The 23,132-nt window shown below is 55.7% G+C and carries 18 protein-coding genes and 1 pseudogene; 10 read left to right on the top strand and 9 right to left on the bottom strand.

The features are described 5' to 3' along the window. Positions 1–149: 149 nt before the first annotated feature. Positions 150–1,430 carry a polysaccharide deacetylase family protein gene (locus AC2FCQ_RS22425; protein WP_209637542.1) on the top strand — a complete coding sequence of 427 codons (1,281 nt, stop codon included), beginning with the start codon at positions 150–152 and terminating at the stop codon, positions 1,428–1,430. A gap of 92 nt (positions 1,431–1,522) precedes the next feature. On the opposite strand, the gene panD is transcribed toward AC2FCQ_RS22425, so the two are convergent. The 3 genes from panD to panB form a co-directional block, all read right to left on the bottom strand. Further along, positions 1,523–1,903 (bottom strand): aspartate 1-decarboxylase, encoded by a 381-nt coding sequence (gene panD, locus AC2FCQ_RS22430; protein WP_037416822.1) that lies wholly within the window; start codon positions 1,901–1,903, stop codon positions 1,523–1,525. 124 nt (positions 1,904–2,027) lie between these two features. Further along, the gene (gene panC, locus AC2FCQ_RS22435; RefSeq protein ID WP_490309080.1) at positions 2,028–2,882 is read right to left on the bottom strand and encodes a pantoate--beta-alanine ligase; all 855 of its coding nucleotides are present in this window, start codon (positions 2,880–2,882) and stop codon (positions 2,028–2,030) included. 91 nt (positions 2,883–2,973) lie between these two features. Beyond that, on the bottom strand, positions 2,974–3,768 hold the full coding sequence (gene panB / locus AC2FCQ_RS22440) for a 3-methyl-2-oxobutanoate hydroxymethyltransferase (protein ID WP_209637546.1): 795 nt from the start codon (positions 3,766–3,768) through the stop codon (positions 2,974–2,976). A 169-nt stretch (positions 3,769–3,937) separates the two neighbouring features. Between panB and qseB the strand changes: the two genes are divergently transcribed. Next, complete coding sequence (qseB, locus tag AC2FCQ_RS22445; protein WP_490309081.1) at positions 3,938–4,600, top strand: quorum sensing response regulator transcription factor QseB; 663 nt, start codon at positions 3,938–3,940, stop codon at positions 4,598–4,600. Continuing rightward, complete coding sequence (qseC, locus tag AC2FCQ_RS22450) at positions 4,597–5,955, top strand: quorum sensing histidine kinase QseC (protein ID WP_490309083.1); 1,359 nt, start codon at positions 4,597–4,599, stop codon at positions 5,953–5,955. Before qseB ends, qseC begins: the two co-directional genes overlap by 4 nt. A 26-nt stretch (positions 5,956–5,981) precedes the next feature. On the opposite strand, the gene folK is transcribed toward qseC, so the two are convergent. The 6 genes and pseudogenes from folK to thpR all read right to left on the bottom strand — a co-directional run bounded on the left by folK (position 5,982) and on the right by thpR (position 11,086). Further along, positions 5,982–6,482 (bottom strand): 2-amino-4-hydroxy-6-hydroxymethyldihydropteridine diphosphokinase, encoded by a 501-nt coding sequence (gene folK / locus AC2FCQ_RS22455; protein WP_490309085.1) that lies wholly within the window; start codon positions 6,480–6,482, stop codon positions 5,982–5,984. Further along, positions 6,482–8,032 (bottom strand): polynucleotide adenylyltransferase PcnB, encoded by a 1,551-nt coding sequence (gene pcnB, locus AC2FCQ_RS22460; RefSeq protein ID WP_404760566.1) that lies wholly within the window; start codon positions 8,030–8,032, stop codon positions 6,482–6,484. The genes folK and pcnB overlap by 1 nt, the downstream gene beginning before the upstream one ends. A gap of 61 nt (positions 8,033–8,093) precedes the next feature. After that, a pseudogene (gene gluQRS, locus AC2FCQ_RS22465) lies at positions 8,094–9,004 on the bottom strand (tRNA glutamyl-Q(34) synthetase GluQRS). A gap of 196 nt (positions 9,005–9,200) precedes the next feature. Next, a complete protein-coding gene (gene dksA, locus AC2FCQ_RS22470; protein WP_012146687.1) occupies positions 9,201–9,656 on the bottom strand; it encodes an RNA polymerase-binding protein DksA in 456 nt (151 codons plus the stop codon). A 183-nt stretch (positions 9,657–9,839) separates the two neighbouring features. Then, positions 9,840–10,547 (bottom strand): DNA/RNA nuclease SfsA, encoded by a 708-nt coding sequence (sfsA, locus tag AC2FCQ_RS22475; protein ID WP_061807932.1) that lies wholly within the window; start codon positions 10,545–10,547, stop codon positions 9,840–9,842. After that, positions 10,544–11,086, bottom strand: coding sequence for an RNA 2',3'-cyclic phosphodiesterase (gene thpR, locus AC2FCQ_RS22480; RefSeq protein WP_209637554.1), 543 nt, complete (start codon positions 11,084–11,086; stop codon positions 10,544–10,546). Before thpR ends, sfsA begins: the two co-directional genes overlap by 4 nt. 79 nt (positions 11,087–11,165) lie before the next feature. On the opposite strand from thpR, the gene hrpB reads away from it, so the two are divergent. The 7 genes from hrpB (at position 11,166) to AC2FCQ_RS22515 (ending at position 23,132) form a co-directional block, all read left to right on the top strand. Then, positions 11,166–13,604, top strand: a complete 2,439-nt coding sequence (gene hrpB, locus AC2FCQ_RS22485) for an ATP-dependent helicase HrpB (RefSeq protein ID WP_490309086.1) — start codon at positions 11,166–11,168, stop codon at positions 13,602–13,604. Positions 13,605–13,825: 221 nt separating this feature from the next. Then, positions 13,826–16,327 carry a bifunctional glycosyl transferase/transpeptidase gene (gene mrcB / locus AC2FCQ_RS22490; RefSeq protein WP_490309087.1) on the top strand — a complete coding sequence of 834 codons (2,502 nt, stop codon included), beginning with the start codon at positions 13,826–13,828 and terminating at the stop codon, positions 16,325–16,327. Between the two features lie 254 nt (positions 16,328–16,581). Beyond that, positions 16,582–18,780, top strand: a complete 2,199-nt coding sequence (gene fhuA, locus AC2FCQ_RS22495) for a ferrichrome porin FhuA (RefSeq protein WP_209637560.1) — start codon at positions 16,582–16,584, stop codon at positions 18,778–18,780. 47 nt (positions 18,781–18,827) lie between these two features. Next, positions 18,828–19,625, top strand: coding sequence for a Fe3+-hydroxamate ABC transporter ATP-binding protein FhuC (fhuC, locus tag AC2FCQ_RS22500; protein ID WP_490309088.1), 798 nt, complete (start codon positions 18,828–18,830; stop codon positions 19,623–19,625). Beyond that, positions 19,625–20,533: a Fe(3+)-hydroxamate ABC transporter substrate-binding protein FhuD gene (gene fhuD / locus AC2FCQ_RS22505; RefSeq protein WP_490309089.1), complete on the top strand. Its 909-nt coding sequence runs from the start codon at positions 19,625–19,627 to the stop codon at positions 20,531–20,533. Before fhuC ends, fhuD begins: the two co-directional genes overlap by 1 nt. Continuing rightward, positions 20,530–22,518, top strand: coding sequence for a Fe(3+)-hydroxamate ABC transporter permease FhuB (fhuB, locus tag AC2FCQ_RS22510; protein ID WP_490309090.1), 1,989 nt, complete (start codon positions 20,530–20,532; stop codon positions 22,516–22,518). Before fhuD ends, fhuB begins: the two co-directional genes overlap by 4 nt. Positions 22,519–22,799: 281 nt before the next feature. Continuing rightward, complete coding sequence (locus AC2FCQ_RS22515) at positions 22,800–23,132, top strand: type II toxin-antitoxin system RelE/ParE family toxin (protein WP_209637568.1); 333 nt, start codon at positions 22,800–22,802, stop codon at positions 23,130–23,132.

The raw sequence follows: 23,132 nt of genomic DNA on the forward strand, positions 1-23,132 counted from the left end.
GGGACGCTTTTCTTGACCTGAAACAGACATCATGTAAATCAATAAAATTGCTCCAATAACCCCTTTCTCCCCGCTGTTCAAATCGTGCTATGCTGGCGCTCCACATTTCCTCCATTTTGTTATTACGTACTCGTAAGCAGAACATAACCATGCGGTCTAAACATAAGATAGCGGCTGGGCTTCTCGGCATTCTGATGGTATTTGCATCTCCGGCAAGTCTGGCAAATTTGTTGTCGGAAGACAGTGCTGTTAAATCCGAATATATGGAAGCGCAACGCGACAGCGAGGTCTATTCGCTGATTGGCGAGCATGTTATTCCGGTTGGTGAAGTGAAGCAGGGGCAACTGATTCAGGTGTTCCCGGCAGATGCGGAATATTACGAGTTCAAATTCGGTCACGGTACCGGTTTTATCGATAAAGACGATGTGCGGAATCTCAAAAAATCTCGCAAAGTGAAGGATGATCTTGGTGAGCTGAACAAGCCGCTGACCAACCAGAACCTGATCACCCAAAAAGTGACAAACGTCTATACCGATGCGGATAACGGCAGCGATGTTTTTGGCGTGCTGGAAGAGAACCTGCGTTACCCGATCATCGGTAAGCTGAAGGATCGGCTCAACAACACCTGGTATGAGATCAACATTGGTGACCGTCTGGGTTATGTCAGCGAGCTGGACTGTGAAATTGACACGGGTATTCCGGTACTGACTTATCATCATTTGTTGAAGAACGAAGAGAACAAGCGCTTCCGTCATACGTCGACGACCACGTCTGATGTGGCGTTCAGCAACCAGATGACCTACCTGAAGCAGGCCGGCTACGACACCATTTCCTTGTACCAGTTGGAAGCTTACCTGAACAACCAGATCAATTTGCCGGGTAAGGCGGTGGTGCTGACGTTTGATGACGGGCTAAAGTCGGTCTACCGGTACGCTTATCCCGTGCTGAAAGACTACGGCTTCCGCGCCACCGCGTTTATCATTTCCTCACGCATCAAACGCCATCCGCAGAAGTGGAACCCAGACTCGCTGCAGTTTATGAGTATTTCCGAGCTGAAGCAGATTCAGGACGTATTCGATGTGCAATCGCATACGCATTTCCTGCATCGCACTGACGGTAACCGTCAACCGATCCTGCTGAGCCGTTCCCTGCATAATATCGAATTCGATTTTGAGCACTCACGACGTGCGCTGTCGCAGTTTAATCCGCACGTGCTGTATCTGTCCTACCCGTTTGGTGGCTATAACCAGCGGGCGATTCAGGCAGCGAAAGACGCCGGTTTCCATATGGCGGTAACCACGGTGCAGGGCAAAGTGAAGCCGGGGGATAATCCTTATACGCTGAAGCGGCTATATATTTTGCGGACCGACTCTATTCAGACGATGGCGGACAGAATAGCCAACAAGCCGGGAACGCTGGTAGTGCAGTAAGTGCATCGTGCTTCGGCTCCTTGCCGTCGCGATGCAATTCGACGTGTTTAGCGTAAAGATGAGACGGGCGCCAAAAGCGCCCGTTTTTGCGTTTAAGCGACCTGAACCGGTACGGCTTTTGCCTTACGCTGCAGGTTGTTGTCACCTTCGAAGTAGGCGACCTTCGGATGATGTTGGCGGGCATCGGCATCGCTCATCTGCACATAAGAACAGATGATCAGCTTGTCGCCCACGCAGGCGCAGCGTGCTGCCGCACCGTTGACCGAAATAATGCGCGAACCGCGTTCTGCGGCGATAGCATAGGTCGAGAAACGCTGACCGTTATCAACGTTATAAATATCGATAGCTTCATATTCCAGAATGCCTGCGGCTTCCAGGAAGTCCTGATCGATGGCGCAGGAGCCTTCATAGTGCAAGTCGGCCTGAGTCACTTTCACCCGATGTAGCTTACCTTGCAGCATAGTACGTATCATAGCTTTACCTAATATAGAGAGGCGATTGGGTTAAACATCCATACCGAAATATATCGTCACCGATAAGCCCGCCATTGTCTACTATCAGGCCGGCCTCAACGGTGACGGTTGCGCGAAAAATAGCCTAGAGTGTCAGATCAATCTGTTGATTGTCGATCAGCCGCGCTTTACCCAGCCAGGCGGCCATTAGCACCACCGCACGTTGGCTCTCAACACCCAGCGGTTGCAGGTTGTCTGCGTCACGGATAAACAGCTCGTCAGGAATGAAACCGGCGTTGCGCAGGTGTGCTGCAGTTTGCTCCAGCAGTTCGTCGACGTGACGTTCACCGTTGCTGAGCTGTTCTGCCAGTGCATTCATGATCTTGCTGAGCTGCGGGGCGATTTTACGCTCTTCGGCTGTCAGATAGCTGTTACGTGAACTGAGTGCCAGGCCATCTTTGGCCCGTACGGTTGGAACGCCGACGATCTCGATATCGTAACCCATGTCCGCCACCATCTTGCGGATCAACGCCAGTTGCTGGTAATCCTTCTCGCCAAAACAGGCCAGATCCGGCTGCACCAGATTGAACAGCTTGCTGACAATGGTAGCCACGCCGCGGAAATGCCCTGGGCGGCTGGCGCCTTCCAGCATGGTGGAGATACCGGGTACATCGACGTAGGTTTGTTGTTCCAGACCTTGAGGATAGACATCCGCTGGCGCGGGGGCGAATACCAGTTCAACACCGCGGCGGGTCAGCTTTTCGCTGTCCTCTTGCAAGGTGCGCGGGTAACTTGCCAAGTCCTCAGGGCGTTCGAACTGCATTGGATTGACGAAAATACTGACCACCACGATATCGGCACGTGCACGCGCTTCATCGATCAATGTCATATGGCCTTCGTGAAGGTTGCCCATGGTAGGCACCAACGCGATACGTTTGCCATCTTGACGCCAGCGGCGGATCTGCTGACGCAACAGCGGCAGGGTCTCGATAATTACCATTCCATAACTCCTTGATAGGCTGTTTTGCTCGGCTGTATGCGCTTGCTGCGCGTAATCAGGCGGCGCCATTTATGCCTATTAAACCATGCCGTTAGTTAAATGAGTGTTCTTCTGCGGGATAAATTCCTTGCTCCACATCCTGCATATATTGTTGCACCGCCGAGCGGATATCACCGCTTTGCGCCAGGAAGTTTTTAGCGAATTTCGGTGTATGGCCGCCGGTAATGCCGAACGCGTCATGCATCACCAGGATCTGGCCATCGGTGGCATTACCGGCGCCAATGCCGATCACCGGAATTGCCAGGGCTTCAGTGATTTTGCGTGCCAGCTCAGTGGGTACGCACTCCAGCACCAGCAATTGAATACCGGCCAGCTCCAGATTTTGTGCGTCTTCCAATAATTGTTTGGCAGCGAGCTCATCACGGCCCTGCACCTTGTAGCCGCCGAACACGTTTACCGACTGTGGTGTGAGGCCGAGATGACCACATACGGGCACGGCACGCTCGGTGAGCATTTTCACTGTTTCACACAGCCAACTGCCGCCTTCCAGCTTCACCATATTGGCGCCGGCTTGCATCAGCTCAGCGGCATTGGTACAGGCCAGTTGTGGCGTGGCGTAACTCATAAAGGGCAGATCGGCCAATAACAGGCAGGCTGGAGCGCCACGACGGACGGCGCGGGTATGGTAGGCAACGTCGGCGACGGTGACTGGCAGCGTGGAGTCGTGGCCCTGCAGCGTCATGCCCAGCGAGTCACCCACCAGCAGTACTTTAACGCCTTGCTCTTCAAACAATTTGGCAAAGCTGGCATCGTAGGCGGTTAAGGAGGCAAACTTGCGTTGTTCCTGTTTCCACTGGCGCAAATGGGTCACGGTGGTGGGTTTCATCACTACGTCTCCTGAATCGAGCCGTGCGGCGTGCGCAGGGCTCTGGCTGCAAAAAAGTGCTGTCATTCTACTGTAACCCTAACGGGGTGGGTAGCGCAGATCATAATGCTTAAGAGGTTCTTAAGAACCTTGTGGTGTAATGGATAGCAAGGGCTAAAAAAGGACGCGCATGCGAATTTTGCTGATAGAAGATGACAAATTAATTGGCGACGGTATCAAGGCTGGGCTGACCAAACTCGGTTTTAATCTGGACTGGTTTACCGATGGGCTGGTTGGTAAAAATGCGCTGGAAAGTGCGCCTTACGATGCCGTGATCCTCGATCTCAGCCTGCCGGGCCTCGACGGGCTGGACTTGTTGCGCCAGTGGCGGCAGGCCGGCCATGACGTGCCTGTCTTGATCCTGACCGCACGTGATGCGCTGGAACAACGGGTCAGCGGCCTGCAAAGTGGCGCCGATGATTACCTGTGCAAGCCTTTTGCCCTGGCAGAGGTTGCTGCACGTTTGCAGGCATTGATCCGCCGTCGCCATGGCCAGTTGATGCCGCAATTGGCACATGGGAACGTGGTGTTTGATACTGCCACCCGTAGCGTGAGCTGTAGCGGCGAGCCTGTCACATTAACACCGCGGGAGCTGGCGGTGCTGGAGTTGTTCCTGCACAACAAAGGGCGGGTGCTGGCTCGTCCCTTGATCCAGGAAAAGTTGTACAACTGGGACGATGAGGTCAGCAGCAACGCGGTGGAGGTGCATATTCATCATCTGCGACGGAAGCTGGGCAACGGCTTTATCCGTACCATTCACGGTGTGGGCTATACGCTGGGGGATGTGCCGTGAAACATCTCAGTCTGCGGCTGCGGTTGATCCTGATTTTCAGTGTGCTTGCGTTAGTGACCTGGTGTTCTGCCAGTTTGGTGGCGTGGATGATGATGCGTAACAACATCAATGAAGTGTTTGATACCCAACAGATGCTGTTCGCCAAACGGCTGGCAACCACCAATCTGGGTAATCTGCTGGCAGAGGAAAGCGTGCGGAGTTTGCCGAAAACCAAGAGGCTGGTGCACCACGGAAAACGTGGCGAGCAGGACGACGACGCGTTGGCATTCGCCATCTTCGATCGCGACGGCAAAATGTTGCTCAATGATGGCGAGAATGGCGCAGATTTCCGCTTTGACGGTGAGCGTGAAGGCTTTACCGACGGTGAACGCAAAGGCGATGACGACAGTTGGCGTCTGCTGTGGCTAACCAGCCCCGACGGGAGATACCGCATTGTGGTGGGGCAGGAGTGGGACTATCGCCGGGATATGGCGCTAGGCATGGTGACCGGGCAACTGGTGCCGTGGTTGGTGACGTTGCCGATCCTGATGCTGCTGATTGCGCTGATGGTCGGGCGTGAGCTGCGGCCGTTGCGCACTGTCGCCGCGAGGCTGCGCAAACGCGCCCCGGATGATGCTACACCACTGGATGCGGGCCAGGTACCGACAGAGGTGCGTCCGTTGGTGGATGCGCTTAACGCGCTCTTTGCCCGCATCAATGCGTTGCTGGTGCGGGAACGGCGATTCACGTCAGACGCTGCCCATGAGTTACGCAGCCCACTTGCGGCACTGCGTGTGCAGACAGAAGTCGTGCAATTGGCGGGTGACGACGAGCCGATGCGTGCGCATGCGTTGGACAACCTGACGATAAGCATCGATCGCGCCACGCGGTTGGTCGATCAACTGCTGACACTGTCGCGGCTGGACTCCCTGTCCGGTCTGGCCGAACTGGAAACGGTCGACTGGGGTCAATGGGTTCCGATGCTCCTGGCGGAGCATGAGCGCCATGCACATGCCGCCAATGTCACGCTGCGCTATGAACATCAAGGTACGCCGCCACCGTTACAGGGGCAACCGCTGTTGCTGTCATTGCTGGTGCGCAATCTGGTGGATAATGCCGTGCGTTATACCCCGAAAGGGGGCAGGGTCACGGTGAGGCTGACAGAACGCTTGCTGGAGGTCGAGGACGATGGCCCTGGTGTTACGCCGGAGCATCTGGCACGGCTTGGCGAGCGCTTTTATCGTCCGCCGGGGCAGGAACAAACGGGGAGTGGTTTGGGGCTATCGATTGTGGAGCGTATCGCGGGTTTACATGGATTGCGTGTTAGCTTTGCCAACCGACCTGAAGGGGGATTTGTTGCTCAGGTGATGCTGTAGGGCGCTGGAGATGAAGTGCGCCCGACTCAGGATTTCTGCTTGGGGTGATGCCAGAGTTCCATGCCATTTTTCGGCACGCGTTTCAGGCAGTTGGCCAGGGATTCACCATCCGGGAAGATCAACTCGGGGGCGATTTCCGCCAGCGGATAGAGCATGAACTCACGCTCTTTCAGGCCGTAATGTGGCACGGTCAGGCGATCGGTATGAATGATCTGATCGCCATAGAGCATCATGTCCAGATCCAGGGTACGAGGCCCCCAGCGTTCATCTTTGCGTACGCGGCCCTGATTACGCTCTATCGCCTGAGTGTGATCCAGGAGCTGTTCGGCAGGCAATAACGTATCCAATGCAACCACGGCATTGAGAAAGTCCGGCTGGTTCTGTGGCCCCAGCGGTTTCGTGCGGTAAAACGAAGAACAAACGATCAACCGGGTGCGCGGGAGATGCTCCAGCGCTTCCAGTGCGGCTTTCACCTGTTGTAGCGGGTGCGCCAGGTTACTGCCCAGCGCGATATAAACGCGGATCATTATTCCCCTTCTTTACGCGGCGTCCGGCGGCGTGGGCGGCGTTGACGCGTGCGGCGCGGTGCCGGATCGTCACCCAAGGTGTTCAACATGCTTTTTTGGCGCGCTGGCGTAGCGTCCTGGAACTCGCCCCACCATTCGGTCAGACGCAGCATTTCCGGGTTTTCTTCCACTTCCGCACGCAGCGCCAGCAGATCGTAAGCGGCGCGGAACTTCGGGTGTTCCATCAGTTTATGCGCGCGCTTGCCCTGTCGGCGTGACAGCCGAAGTTGCAACTGCCAGATATCACGAACCAGCGTGGTGATACGTTTCGGGATCGCCAGCGAGCGGCACTGCTCGTCCAACACGTCATTCATTGCCAGAGCGAAGGCATCGTAATAGGCCAACCCGCTTTCCTGCGCCAGTTTCTGCGCATGTTCCAGCAGCGGATACCAAAGCATAGCAGCAAACAGGAATGCCGGATTGACGCGCATGTCATTCTGCAGACGATAGTCGGTATTCTTCAACACCTGCACCAGGATACGTTCCATTGGCGTGTCATGGTTAGGGGTGAAGTGACGTGCAATCTGTGGGAATAACGGCTGGAACAACTGGTATTCACACAGCTTCAGATAGGTCGGATAGCCGTAGCCAGCCTGTAACAATTTGAGTGACTCTTCAAACAGACGCGCGGGTGGGATCTCATGTAGCAGGGACGCCAGACGGGGGATCGGCTCGGCGGTTTCATCACTGATGGTCATGTCCAGCTTGGCGGCAAAGCGCACAGCACGCAGCATGCGCACCGGGTCTTCACGGTAGCGAGTTTCTGGATCGCCGATCAGGCGAATCACACCTTGCTTCAGATCGCGCAGGCCGTTGACGTAATCACGCAAGGTGAAGTCCGCGACACCGTAATACAAGCTGTTGATGGTAAAGTCACGGCGCTGAGCATCTTCTTCGATTGAGCCAAAGATGTTGTCACGCAACAGCATGCCGTTTTGGGCCTGCTGGGAAGAATTCTTGTCCGATTCCGGCGTTTGCTGTTCGTGGTGGCCACGGAAGGTCGCAACCTCGATGATTTCCGGCCCGAACATCACGTGAGCCAGGCGGAAACGGCGGCCAACCAGACGGCAGTTGCGGAACAGCTTGCGCACCTGCTCTGGGGTTGCGTTGGTAGTGATGTCGAAATCTTTTGGCTTTTTGCCCAATAACAGATCACGTACGCCGCCACCGACCAGATAGGCTTCAAAGCCGGATTTATTCAGGCGATACAGCACCTTCAGCGCATTCTCACTGATGTCTTTACGTGAGATGGCGTGCTGGTCGCGCGGGATCACGGTCATTGAGCCGTTTCCCTCTGCCGCAGGAAAAGGTGGGCGTTTACGCGGTGCCGGCCGGCGGGCAGGGCTTTCTCTGCCGCGATCGGCGGAACGTTGCTGCGGCGCAGCTGGCTGTTCAGCCGCCACGCTTTCTTCGCGGACTACGTTTTTATCGCTGACCGGCGCTTCATCGCGCGGCTGCTTGTCATCGCGGATTAGCACCTTACGGCAGAAATTGGCTACTCGGGTAAAAATGGTACACCTCGATAGTGTCTGATAAAAATGGCGCTAACAAAAAATAGCGGCTAATCATAGCTCACCATGGCTCTTTTGAGAATGCCGATGTGTTTCCGCCCAGGGGATTGCCTCCTGACGCGGTACATTATCCAGCTTCCAGTGTGCGATTGCCCAGCTCAATAATAACGGCAGGTCAAGATCTTGCCAGCTTTCCGGCAGGGGTTGGCGCAGAAACTTCAATGCGGCAACCAGCACGGGGCGAGGATCACCGTCGGGCAACGCTGGCGCATGGTTTTGTTTCGAGAGTTTGATGCCGTTAGCACCCAGCGCCAGCGGCAAATGCGCATATGTGGGTACCGGTGCCTGCAACTGATGATATAGCGCAATTTGGCGCACTGTCGGTTCGATCAAATCGGCACCGCGTACGATTTCGGTAACACCCTGGAAATGATCGTCAACCACTACCGCCAGGTTATAGGCGAACAGGCCATCACGTCGACGGATGATAAAGTCTTCCCGTGCCAACGCGGGATCGGCGTGCAACTCGCCCTGCAGCCGGTCGTGAAAAGCGAAAACCGGTGCGGACTGCCGTAAACGAATGGCGGCACCCTGAGGACCCAGATGCAAATGACGGCAGTGACCGTCATAGAGGCCACCTATCTGCTGGATACGGCTACGGGTACAGTTGCAGAAATAGCTGAGACCTTGCTGATGGAGTTGATCCAGCGTGGCTCGGTAGGCTTCGTGGCGTTGGGATTGATAGATGACCTGGCCGTCCCAGTGGAGACCATAGTGTTCCAGAGCGGATAAGATACGATCGGCCGCACCGGCAACTTCGCGCGGGGGATCAATATCTTCAATGCGAACCAACCACTGCCCGCGTTGAGCACGAGCCTGAAGGTAGCTTCCCAGCGCTGCAATCAACGAACCGAAATGCAGATCCCCGGAAGGCGATGGGGCAAAGCGCCCCACATAATGTCTTTCTTGCATATCAGAGGGGAAACTTTCCCTTTGCTCTGTGCGGCGCACGCAGGACGCACGCCGCAGCGGTAACAACTGTATACCCGTCATCTTTGAAGTTGCTTCTGCGTTGGCGGCACTCACTTACCCTAATCACTGACTTGAGTAAGCTCATTGGGATCAGCTCCCTTGCCGCCTTGATGCAACTCCACCTATTTTGGGTATATTAGCCGGCCATCTGCTTTTCGCGGATTTCGGCCAGAGTCTTGCAGTCGATGCACAAATCGGCAGTCGGGCGCGCTTCAAGGCGACGAATGCCAATCTCCACGCCGCAGGATTCGCAGTAGCCGAAATCTTCGTCTTCTACTTTCTTCAGCGTTTTCTCGATCTTTTTAATCAGTTTGCGTTCGCGATCGCGGTTACGCAGTTCAAGACTGAACTCTTCTTCCTGAGTGGCACGGTCGGCCGGATCAGGGAAGTTAGCAGCCTCTTCCTGCATATGCGACACAGTACGATCCACTTCATCCCTGAGCTGGTTGCGCCATGCTTCAAGAATGCGCTTGAAATGCGACAACTGGGCGTCGTTCATGTACTCTTCGCCCGGCTTCTCTTGGTACGGCTCCACCCCAGCGATGGCGAGAATGCTCAAGGACGAGGTTTTACGGGTTTGCCCTTCTTGCATGTTGCTTCTCCTACATACACACGCACTATCGAATCCCCAATGCGGGGGAAAAACAGGCCGCTATAAATAACAGATGGGACGTAGGTTGGCAATTATTCCTGTCGCCTGCTTGACAATGGTGTGAAGGAAGGCGTATTTGGCGACGCGATAACCGGTTGTCGGAATATTTGTGCCCAGTCAGCGCTAATCGATAAAAAACGGTAACTTATCGCAGAGAGATATACCGTCAGGTGATAATTTAGCCCCATAACAAACGACTTCTACGCCCAATTGCTGAACCTGTGCCAACAGTGCCGCATAACGCTCATCTATATGATGTGCCGGTGCGACCTGTTCAATACCGCTATGTAACACAGCAAAGAACAAAACCGCCCGTTGCCCGCTTTCAACCACGCTTAGCAACTCACGTAAGTGCTTCTGTCCTCTGAGCGTTACCGCATCAGGGAAGTAACCACGTTGTTGTTGCAATAATGTGACTGACTTAACTTCAATATAGCAGCTAGCTCGATTTTCTGCCTGTAATAACAAATCGATACGACTGTTTTCACTGCCATATTTTACTTCGCTGCTGATTTTACTGTAACCGGATAATTCATTGATTAGATTCTGTTCGATAGCCTCGCGCACCAAGGTGTTGGCGCGTAAGGTATTCACACAGATCCAGTCCCCTTGTTGGGTATGTGTCAGTTCCCAACTGTGGGCGTATTTGCGTTTGGCATTATCTGAGGTGGAATACCAAACGGTGTCGCCGGGTGTTGCGCAACCGGTCATGGCACCGGTGTTGGCGCAGTGCAGGGTAAAGGTTTCTCCCTCCGGCGTGATGACGTCCGCCAGAAAGCGTTTGTAACGTTTAATCAGCGTGGCATGGCGCAGCGGTGGCGTAAAAATCATGAGTTGTCCTGGTTGGCTAAGGGCCATTGTTCAAGCATCTGATAACGCGTGCGGCCGTTTTCAAAAACTGACTGGTACAAGGCAAATGCGTCGGCGCTGAAGACCCATCCCGGTGTAGCCGGTGGTATGGCGACGGGCTGTGTTGCAGAGCGCAATAGTGTGATGTGCGGATGAAACGGCATGGGGCTTTGATAACACCCGCTGCGGGCTGCCTGCGATCGCAAAAGCTCTGCCAACTGCAGCAATCTGCGCGGGGCGCGTCGTGTGCCTAACCAAACCACGCCGGGACGAGGCCAGTGGCCAAGGTCATCCAATACCATGCTGAAGCCGGGTTGGCGAATGCGGCTGGCCAGCTTTTTAAGCGCGGCTTCTTTTGGTGCTGAAACATCCCCGAGAAAGGCCAGCGTCAGGTGCAGATTGGCTGCTGCGACTGGCCGACCCGCTTCGGGTGTGAAGCTTTCTGCGCGCCAACGGATCACCTGCTGCTGTAATGCATCCGGTAAGGTCAGGGCGAAAAAAAGGCGGCGCGAACTGGACATAGATACCCGGCAAGTAATGAAACGCAGAGTCTAATGCTACAATGTGCGCCGTCCAATGTTAACCACTACGGAGAGTTCTGTGTCTTCACTGCCCGTCAGTGCGGTTCTTGATGAATTGCTCACTGCACTGCAATCCGCCCCGCAGGTATTGTTGCATGCACCTACCGGTGCCGGTAAATCGACCTGGCTGCCGCTGCAGATCCTAGCTAACGCCGGTTTGCCGGGCCGCATTATTATGCTCGAACCCCGGCGGCTGGCGGCGAAAAACGTGGCATACCGATTGGCGCAGCAACTGGGGGAGGAACCCGGTCAGACGGTGGGTTACCGCATGCGCGCCGAAAGCAAAAGTGGGCCGCATACCCGGCTCGAGGTGGTGACAGAAGGCATTCTTACCCGCATGTTGCAGCAGGATGCTGAGCTGCAGGGCGTTTCGTTAGTGATTCTCGATGAGTTCCATGAGCGTAGCCTGCAGGCCGATCTGGCGCTGGCACTGCTATTGGACGTGCAGCAGGGGCTGCGCGACGATTTAAAACTGCTGATCATGTCGGCGACGCTGGATAACGCTCGTCTGACGCAGTTGTTGCCACAGGCGCCGGTGGTGGTGTCCGCTGGCCGCAGCTTCCCTGTCGAGCGTCAATATCAGCCATTAGCCAGCCACCAACGGCTGGAGGACGGTGTGGCGAGCGCGGTTAAGCGCCTGTTGTCTGAGCAGGCGGGCTCATTGCTGCTGTTCTTGCCCGGCGTGGCTGAAATCCACCGCGTACTGGAGCGGTTGAGCGGTGACGTCGCGGGCGATATCGAGTTATGCCCACTGTACGGTGCCTTGCCGTTAGCACAGCAGCAGAAAGCGATTCAGGCCGCACCAGCAGGCCGCCGTAAAGTGGTATTGGCAACCAACATCGCTGAAACCAGCCTGACCATCGAAGGCATTAGGTTAGTGGTAGACAGTGGTCTGGAGCGGGTAGCGCGTTATGACGTGCGTAACGGCCTTACGCGATTGGTGACGCAACGCATTAGCCAGGCATCAATGATCCAGCGTGCTGGCCGTGCAGGGCGCCTGGAGGCCGGCATTTGCTGGCATCTGTTTGCCAAAGAGCAGGCAGAGCGGGCGGCGGAACATGCGGAGCCGGAAATCGTGCAAAGCGATCTCGCCGCTTTCTGGCTGGAGCTACTGCAATGGGGCTGCCATGACGTTGCGCAATTGACCTGGCTCGATCGGCCACCGGAGACGGCGCTGACGGCCGCCAAAAGGCTGCTACGACACCTTGGTGCTACCGATGAAGGCGATAAACTGACTGCGCGTGGTCGCCAGATGGCCCTTCTGGGCTGTGAGCCGCGTTTGGCGGCGATGCTAACCCAGGGGGCAGAGCGAGGAGCCGATGGGCTTGCGACAGCCGCTGCGTTAGCGGCATTACTGGAAGAACCGCCACGCGGCGGGCAAATGGACATTGGCTACTGGCTGAGCCGCCCGCAGCCGAACTGGCAACGCCGTGCTACCCAGTTGGCCCGGCGTTTACAGACAAAAGCGGGGCAGGTGGATGTTGACCTGGCGCCGAGCCTCCTGGCGTTGGCGTTTACTGACCGCATTGCTCAACGGCGTGGTCAGGATGGTCGTTACCTGCTGGCTAACGGTATGGGCGCTGCGATGAATCAGGATGAGGCATTGTCGCGAGCTCCTTGGCTGATCGTACCTGGCCTGTTGCAAGGGCATAACAGCCCCGACGCCCGTATTTTGCTGGCGCTACCGGTAGAGATTGATGCGTTGGCGGCCCAACTGCCGGCGATCGTTTCCCAGCAAACCGCAGTGGAATGGGACGAGGAAAAAGGCACGTTGCGCGCCTGGAAACGTCAGCAGATTGGCCGTTTGACGCTGCGTGCACAACCCCTTGCCAAACCGGCAGACGAAGAGCTGCAACAGGCATTGCTCAACTGGGTTCGTGTTCAGGGGGTGGCGGTGCTTAACTGGGATACCGCCGCTGAGCAGTTGCGCCTACGTTTGCAGTGCGCACAAAACTGGCTGCCAGAGGCCGCCTGGCCCCCGGTCGACGATGACGCGTTGCTGGCGTCATTGGAGCAGTGGTTGTTACCGTCGCTGAGTGGCGTACGTGACATGCGTGGTTTAAAACAGGTGAACATTGCCGAGGCGTTGTCACGGCTGTTGGACTGGCAGCAAAAGCAACGGCTGGATAATGCGTTACCCACTCATTACACTGTGCCGACCGGCAGCCGGTTACCGATTCGCTATGACGCCGGCAAACCGCCTGCGCTGGCCGTGCGTTTGCAAGAAGTGTTTGGTGAACAGCGTAGCCCGATGCTGGCAGAAGGTCGCATCCCGGTAGTGCTTGAGTTACTCTCACCGGCGCACAGGCCATTACAAATCACCGGCGATCTGGCGGCGTTTTGGCAGGGGGCCTACAAAGAAGTGCAAAAAGAGATGAAAGGGCGGTATCCGAAGCACGTGTGGCCGGACGACCCGGCGAATACCGCACCGACGCGGCGCACGAAAAAGTATCAGTAATCCCCGTTATACTTGACGCCGCATCTGTGTTGGCTGCACTCACTTACCCGAATGACTTACCAGAGTAAGCTCATCGGGATAAGTTCTCTTGCCGCCTTGATGCAACACCAATGATTTAGGGGATGAATTCAGATGTTTCTTCTGTTCAATGGCCTGACGCCGCGACAGATTAAGCGACTCATAATGGCCGGCAGTGCCGCCAAGTCTGGAGAGTAACAGCAATGGCTGGGGATGACCGCGAGCCCATCGGGCGCAAAGGGAAACAACCAACACGCACCGCGTCGCGCAAGCCGCCGCGCCGTCGTCGAGAAGACGATTACGATGATTACGAGGAAGACGAGTACCAGGATGACGATGATGATTATGAAGACGAGGAAGAACGCATGCCGCGTAAGGTAAAAGCGACTCCGCCGCGTAAAAAACGCCGCTGGCTCGGCCTGCTTATCAAACTGATTCTGGTGGTCGCAGTTCTGCTGGCGATCTACGGCGTCTATCTAGATTCACAGATCCGCAGCCGCATTGACGGCAAAGTCTGGCAGTTGCCGGCAGCGGTTTATGGCCGAATGGTCAACCTGGAACCGGGCATGCCGTACAGCAAAAAGGAAATGGTCGATTTGCTTGAGGGCATGCAATACCGTCAGGTAAGCCGCATGACACGCCCTGGTGAATTCACCGTGCAGGCCAACAGCATCGAGATGCTGCGTCGCCCATTTGATTTCCCAGACGGTAAAGAGGGCCAGATCCACGCGCGTCTCAATTTCCAGAACAACCGCCTGGCGAACATCGAGAACATGGAAAACCAGCGCAGTTTTGGGTTCTTCCGCCTCGATCCGCGCCTGATCACCATGCTGCAGTCGCCGAACGGTGAACAGCGTCTGTTTGTGCCACGCGCCGGTTTCCCAGACCTGCTGGTGGATACGCTGATTGCCACCGAAGACCGCCATTTCTATGAGCATGATGGCATCAGCCCCTATTCCATTGGCCGTGCGGTGTTGGCTAACCTGACAGCCGGACGTGCAGTGCAGGGCGGCAGTACACTGACGCAGCAGTTGGTGAAAAACCTGTTCTTAACTAACGAGCGTTCGCTGTGGCGTAAGGCCAACGAAGCCTACATGGCGTTGTTGGTGGATTACCGCTACAGCAAGGATCGCATCCTTGAGCTGTATCTGAATGAGGTTTACCTCGGCCAGAGCGGCAACGATCAGATCCGAGGGTTCCCGCTGGCCAGCCTGTATTACTTTGGCCGCCCGGTAGACGAGCTGAGTCTGGATCAACAGGCGCTGTTGGTGGGCATGGTTAAAGGGGCGTCGCTGTATAACCCTTGGCGTAACCCGAAACTGGCGCTGGAACGCCGTAACCTGGTGTTGAAACTGTTGCAGAACCAAGGTGTTATCGATGCAGAGCTGTATAACATGCTCAGTGCTCGACCTTTGGGCGTGCAGCCGAAAGGCGGGGTGATCACGCCGCAACCCGCGTTTATGCAGATGGTTCGTCAGGAACTGCAAGCCAAGCTGGGCGACAAGGTTAACGATCTGTCCGGTGTGAAAATCTTCACCACGTTGGATCCGGTATCACAGGATGCAGCAGAAAAGGCGGTTGAGGATGGTATACCTGCGCTGAAGGCGGCTCGCCACGTTCAGGATCTGGAAGCGGCGATGGTGATCGTCGATCGCTTTAGCGGTGAAGTTCGTGCCATGGTCGGTGGTGCTAACCCACAGTTTGCCGGATTCAACCGTGCCATGCAGGCGCGTCGTTTGGTTGGGTCACTGGCTAAGCCACCGACTTACCTGACGGCCTTGTCCGAGCCGGACAAATATCGTCTGAACACCTGGCTGGCGGATCAACCACTGACGTTGAAATTGTCTAACGGTACCGTTTGGCAGCCAAACAACTATGACCGTAAGTTCCGTGGTCAGGTGATGCTGGTGGATGGCCTGGCATTTTCACTCAACATACCTACGGTGAACCTGGGTATGTCGGTTGGGCTGGATCAAATCAGTGCTACGCTGCAACGTTTGGGCATTCCAAAGGCAGAAATTAACCCGGTGCCTTCGATGCTGCTCGGGGCGATTGGCCTGACACCGATGGAAGTCGCGCAGGAATACCAGACGATTGCCGGCGGTGGTAACCGTGCTCCGTTGTCTGCAGTGCGTTCGGTGATTGCTGAAGACGGTTCGGTGCTGTATCAGAGCTTCCCGCAGGCCGAGCGTGTGGTGCCTGCTCAGGCAGCTTACCTGACGCTGTACGCCATGCAACAAGGTGTCGCGCGCGGTACTTCCCGTTCACTGTCGGTCAAGTTCCCTAACTACAACCTGGCGGCGAAAACCGGTACCACCAACGATTTGCGTGATAGCTGGTTTGCCGGCATCGACGGTAAAGAAGTGGCTATCGCCTGGGTGGGGCGTGATAACAACGGCCCAGCCAAGTTGACCGGTGCCAACGGTGCATTGACCCTTTATCGCCGCTATTTGGAAAACCAGACGCCGCTGCCGCTGATGCTGCAGCCGCCGGAAGGTATTAACCAAATGGGCATTGATGCCAGCGGTAACTTTGTCTGTAGCGGTGGTGGGCGTACCATCCCTGTATGGACGGATAACCCGCAGGGATTGTGCCAGGCAAGCCAGGCCGCTCAGCAACAACAACAGCAGCAGCAACAGCAGGCGGGTGAGCAAAAAGATGCTGACGGCGTCGCGGGTTGGATCAAGGACATGTTCGGCAAGTAAGCAGCAAAGCATGTAAAACGCTTAGGCGAAAAGTTTTTCTTTGTTATTAAGCCCGTAACTTTCTGTTGCGGGCTTTTTTATTTCTCCGCGCAGTTTATTTCCATCAGGTTAATGTGGCTAAGCGGTTAATCTCACACCAATTCACAGGCTGAATTCGACTTGCAGTTTAATTTGGCTTCTGCATAAAATGCGTCGCTTATAATAATTATTATCGTTTACATTCGTTATCAAATAATTCATCAGAGAAACCACTTATGCCGACCAAGCGTCTTCCTTCCACGGCCAAACAGAGCCGTTTTCACGTCAGTGGGTTAGCGATTACTATCGCTGCTGCACTTGGCACGCTGGCTATGCCAGCATTTTCCGCCGACACCAAATCGACTGCCAAGGAAGACACGATTACCGTGGTAGGCAGCGGTCAGTCCCAGCAGGAAAGCGCCTGGGGGCCGGTCGGCACCTATGCGGCCAAGCGCAGCGCTACCGGGACTAAAACGGATACGCCATTGATTAAAACGCCGCAGTCAGTCTCTGTCGTGACGCGTGAAGAGATGGATATGCGCCAGCCGGAAACGGTGAAAAGTGCGCTGGCGTATACGCCGGGTGTGATGGTAGGCAACCGTGGTGCCTCTACCGCCTACGACGCCGTGAACATTCGTGGTTTTAGTTCCGTGGGTACCAATATGTACCTGGATGGTCTGAAACTGCAGGACGATAACTATTCCATTTACCAGATTGACCCTTACTTCCTCGAGCGTGCCGAAGTGCTGCGCGGTCCTTCTTCCGTACTCTACGGTAAGAGCAACCCTGGCGGTGTCGTCGCGCTGGTCAGCAAACGCCCAACGACGGAAACCCTGCGCGAAGTTCAGTTCAAAATGGGCACCGACAATCTGTTCCAGACCGGCTTCGACTTCGGCGGTGCGTTGGATGATGCGGGTGTTTATTCTTACCGTTTGACCGGCTTGGCGCGTGATGAAGATCAGCAGCAGGTGGGAGAAAAGAGCAAGCGCTATGCTATTGCGCCTTCGTTCAGTTGGCGGCCTGATGATCGCACCTCGTTGACTTTCCTCAGCAGTTTCCAGGATGACCCCAGCGTGGGCTTCTATGGCTGGTTGCCGAAAGAGGGCACGGTGCAAAATGGTATCAACGGTAAATTGCCGACCAGTTTCAACGACGGTGAGCCGGGCTATAACAACATCTCACGTAAGCAACAGATGGTTGGGTACGCCTTTGAGCATGGGTTTGATGATGTGTGGACGGTGCGCCAAAACTTGCGTTACTCCAAAATGGACGTTGATTACCGATCCATCTATGGCCAGGGCATCAGCGCGACTAACCCTGCGGAATTGACCCGTGGCGTGATGAACTCGAAAGAGCACATGTCCAGTTTTGCTGTGGATACGCAGGCACAGGCCAAGTTTGCCACTGGGCAGGTCGCTCACATCTTGTTGATGGGGGTGGACTACATGCGTATGCGTAACGACGTCGTCTATCAATACGGCAGCGCTTCCCCTCTGAATGTCGTGGCGCCGCAGTACGGTAACCAAAGTTACACCATTACGGGTGGTGCAAGTCAGGTCAATCGCCAGGAGCAAACCGGGCTTTACGTACAGGACCAGGCTGAATGGAACCAATGGGTGCTGACCATGGGCGGACGTTATGACTGGAGTGATACCAACAGCACCAACCGGTTGAACCAGAATTCGGTTTCAAAGCAGAAGGACAACGAATTCACCGGCCGCGCCGGTTTGAATTATGTATTCGAAAACGGCATTGCACCTTATGTCAGTTACAGTGAATCCTTTGAGCCGACTTCAGGCACGGACTTCAGTGGTAACACCTTCGCTGCCTCCAAGGGCAAACAGTATGAGGCGGGCGTGAAATTTGCGCCAAAAGATCGTCCCATCACTGCCAGCATGGCGATTTATCAGCTGACTAAAACCAACAACAAGGTGGCGGACCCTAATCCAGACCATCCATTCGCCAGCGTTCAGGGCGGTGAGATTCGCTCTCGCGGTGTCGAGCTGGAGGCCAAAGCCGCGCTAACAGCCAATGTTAACCTGCTGGGGTCTTATACCTACACGGATGCCGAGTACTCCAAGGACACCACGCTTCAAGGCAATACCCCGGCGGCGATTCCAAAACATATGGCTTCACTGTGGGCGGATTACACCTTCCATGAAACCGCACTCAGCGGTTTGACTCTGGGCTCCGGTGTTCGCTATGTCGGTTCCAGCTATGGTGATGAGGCCAATACCTTTAAAGTGAAAGACTACACGGTGGTTGATGCCGCAATAAAATACGATCTGGCGCGTTTCAATCTGCCCGGTTCCTCGATTGGCATTAACGTGAACAACCTGTTTGATAAAGAATACGTCTCTAGCTGCTTTGCTACCTATGGCTGCTATTGGGGCGCAGAACGTCAGGTGGTCGCCACCGCAACCTTCCGCTTCTAATCGGATAACCGGGGCGGCGTTATGTCGCCCCGGACAGAGTAGGACCTATGCAGGATAAACACCCCAATTACGACGCCACTTTTACGTTAGATAGCGCCAGTTTTGCCGTTCCCGGCCGTGTGCTGTTACAGCCATTATCGCTGACCTTTCCCGTGGGGAAAGTCTGTGGGTTGATCGGTCACAATGGTTCTGGCAAGTCTACGCTGCTAAAAATCTTGGGTCGCCATCAGAACCCGTCCACCGGCAGTGTATTGCTCAACCAACAACCACTGCACCAATGGGACAGCAAAGCCTTTGCGCGTCAGGTCGCCTATTTGCCGCAGCAATTGCCGGCCGCAGAGGGCATGACGGTGCGCGAGTTGGTGGCGATTGGTCGCTACCCGTGGCACGGTGCCTTGGGGCGCTTTGGCGTCAACGATCGCCAACAGGTGGAAGAGGCCATTGCGCTGGTGGGATTAAAACCGTTTGCCAACCGTTTGGTGGACAGCCTGTCCGGCGGTGAGCGCCAGCGTGCCTGGTTGGCGATGATGGTGGCACAAGACAGCCGCTGCCTGTTGTTGGACGAGCCGACCTCGGCGCTGGATATCGCCCATCAGGTTGATGTGCTCGCGTTGATCCAACGATTAAGCAGCCAGCGCGGTCTGACGGTGATTGCAGTGCTGCATGATATCAATATGGCTGCACGCTATTGCGACCATCTGGTGGCGTTGCGCGGCGGAGAAATGATTGCACAGGGCGCACCATTAGATCTGATGCAGGGTGACGTACTGGAACAAATTTACGGTATTCCTATGGGGACGCTGCCACATCCAAGCGGCGGTGCGCCGGTGAGTTTTGTCTACTGATGTCTGATTCTTCTGAGTTTCATCATGATGCCGTACGCCGTCGCCTGTTGACGGCAATGGCGCTGTCGCCATTGCTGCTTTCCCTGCCGGGGCACGCCGCTGAAACGCCGCCCGACCTGACGCGCATTATCGCGCTGGAATGGCTGCCGATTGAGCTGCTGTTGGCCCTTGGGATTACGCCGCTGGCGGTCGCTGATATTCATAACTACAACCTGTGGGTGGAAGAGCCAAAGCTGCCTGCATCGGTTATTGACGTGGGTCAGCGTACCGAACCTAACCTCGAATTGTTGCAGCAGCTTCGCCCTTCATTGATGTTGCTGTCGAAGGGCTACGGGCCCACACCACAAAAGTTGGAACCGATCGCACCATCGATGAGTTTTAGCTTCAACGACGGCAGTGGCAAACCGCTGACGGTGGCGAGGCAATCGCTGCAGGCATTGGCGCAGCGGTTAGGGTTGGAAAGCCGCGCTATGCAGCATCTGGCGCAGTTTGATCGCTTTATTGTGGAGATGCGTCAACGCCTGCATTCATATACCCGGCAGCCACTCCTGATGTTTTCACTGATAGATACCCGTCATGCGCTGGTTATTGGCCAGAAGAGCCTGTTCCAGGAAGTGATGGATCAGCTTGGCATAAAAAATGCGTGGGAAGGCGAAACCAACTTCTGGGGCACGGCGGTGGTGGGGATTGAACGCCTGGCAACGGTGAAAAGCGCACGGGCGATTTATCTCGATCACGGTAATCAGGCGATGATGGATAAGGTCAGCTCGACGCCGTTATGGCAGGCATTGCCGTTCGTCAGACAGAATCAATTGTGCCAGGTACCGGCAGTGTGGTTCTACGGTGCGACGTTATCGGCGATGCGCTTTTGTCACCTGCTGGAACACGCGCAGGAGAGCTATTCATGAACGCAGGTATCCGCGCATTGCCGGTGACGTTGGTTCTGGTTCTGCTGGCGAGCGCCAGCGGCTTAACGCTTTATAACCTGCTGCAACAGCTGCCGTGGGCACTGTGGGGACAGGCGCTGAACGCACCGGATATCGACGATGTTCACCAAATGTTGTTCCACTATAGCCTGCTGCCGCGATTGTCCGTGTCCTTGCTGGCCGGTGCCGGATTAGGGCTGGTCGGCGTACTCTTCCAACAGGTATTGCGCAACCCGTTGGCAGAACCCGCGACGCTCGGCGTTTCCGCCGGTGCGCAGCTTGGATTGACGGTCGCGACGCTATGGATGTTGCCGGGAGGGGAACTGACCCGACAATTGGCTGCGATGGTGGGAGCGGTGGTGGTCGGTGGATTAGTGTTCGGTGTGGCGTGGGGCAAACGCATGTCGCCGGTGACGCTAATCCTCGCCGGGTTGGTGTTGGGGCTATATTGCGGTGCGGTTAACAGCCTGCTGGCCTTGTTCAATTACGATCAACTGCAAGGCGTATTTTTGTGGAGCACCGGTGCCCTGAACCAGCAAGACTGGAATACCGTGCAGTTTATCCTGCCGCGTTTGCTGGTGGCAGGGCTGTTGGCGGTGCTGTTATTGCGTCCATTAACGCTGTTGGGATTGGACGACGGTGTGGCTCGCAATCTGGGGCTGGGGTTGTCGATGGCGCGTTTTTGCGCGCTGGCCGTAGCAATTATCTTCAGTGCCATGCTGGTTAATGCCGCTGGTGTGATCGGTTTTATCGGTTTGTTTGCCCCCTTGATGGCGAAAATGCTGGGCGCACGTCGGCTGGCACACCGCATGATGTTGGCACCTCTGCTGGGTGCGCTGCTGTTGTGGTTAACCGATCAGGTAATGATCTGGCTGACACAGGTATGGCGTGAGGTTCCTACCGGTGCCGCGACCGCACTATTTGGTGCACCGCTGCTGCTGTGGTTGTTACCGCGTCTGCGCAGTGCCTCCACGTCACCGCCAATGAATCTGGGGGATAAGGTACCGGCGGAACGTGGTCATCTGTTGGTGTGGGTTGTGCTGGCGGGGGCGGTGTTATTCGCTGGGCTGGCTGTGGCACTGATGTTTGGGCAAAACGCTGCCGGTTGGCACTGGAGTCAGGGCGCCGAGCTGGAGTCATTGATGCCGTGGCGCTGGCCACGGGTATTGTCGGCTTTGGCTGCGGGCATGATGCTGGCGGTTGCGGGGACATTAATTCAGAAGTTGACGGGTAACCCGATGGCCAGCCCGGAAGTGTTGGGTATCAGCTCAGGTGCTGCGTTCGGCGTGGTGATGATGCTGTTGGTCGTACCGGGTGATGCCTTTGTCTGGTTGTTGCCCGCTGGGAGCCTGGGCGCTGCCGGTACTTTATTGGTGATCATGATTGCTGCAGGGCGGGGTGGTTTTTCCACCGAACGCATGCTGTTGGCCGGTATTGCGCTTAGCACGGCGTTCACCACCACCATTTTCCTGCTGTTAGCCAGTGGCGATCCGCGTACCGGTGGGCTGCTGACCTGGATTTCTGGCTCCACCTATTCGGTGACGCCGGAGCAGGCAGTGCGAACGGCGATTATTGCGACGACGTTGATTGTGCTGGCACCGCTGTGCCGCCGCTGGCTCAGTATTTTGCCGCTTGGCAGTGCCACTGCACGCTCGGTGGGTATTGCTTTGACGCCGGTGCGGTTAACCATCTTGCTACTGGCCGCCACGCTGACCGCGATGGCGACATTGACCGTAGGGCCGCTGAGTTTTATTGGCCTGATGGCGCCGCATATGGCGCGCATGCTGGGCTTCCGCCGTGCGTTACCGCAGATGGTAATTTCCGCGTTGTTAGGGGGCTTGCTGATGGTGTTTGCTGACTGGTGCGGACGGATGGTGATGTTCCCGTACCAAATCCCTGCCGGGCTGCTGGCGACCTTTATTGGCGCGCCGTATTTCGTTTACCTGTTGCGTAAACAAACCTCATAACCGACGCCGTTCCTGCCGTTTCTAGAATCAAAGGCTCAGCATCGCTGGGCCTTTATTTTTTTCGTATTTTCATACTATTGCAACGCTTTGCGTACGGCTACGCAGAACGGAGATCCCGTGCGGAAAGGGCGCGGAAATCTGGGGGAAGATAAATATACTGCGCGCGGGTGCTCTGAATCCTGTCGAAAGGCAAGGAAAGAGGTACCCCTACACTCAAATTATCAAGGTGTACACAGTACATTTTCTGGTGTACTTTGTACCTCCGCATGGAGAGGGTGCCAGTGAGTCATGCGCTAGTATTTATTGAGACCCCGATGTTTACGCGGCAGGTAAGGCAAATTGCCACGGACGACGAGCTAAAAGAACTCCAGAAAGAACTCATCGAATCACCCGATAAAGGCGATCTGATACAGAAAACCGGTGGCCTGCGGAAAGTCAGAATGGCTACAGGTTCCCAGGGTAAAAGTGGAAGTGCCAGAGTGATTTACTTTCTGGCAACCAAAGAGGTCATCTATCTGGTAATGGCCTACCCGAAAAATAGTAAAGACAGTCTGAGCGACATGGAAAGGTCAGAGCTGAAGACATTGACGAAATTGCTGAAAGATGAGGTATGA

The organism is Serratia sp. CoH_134_PS_4, from assembly GCF_058190535.1.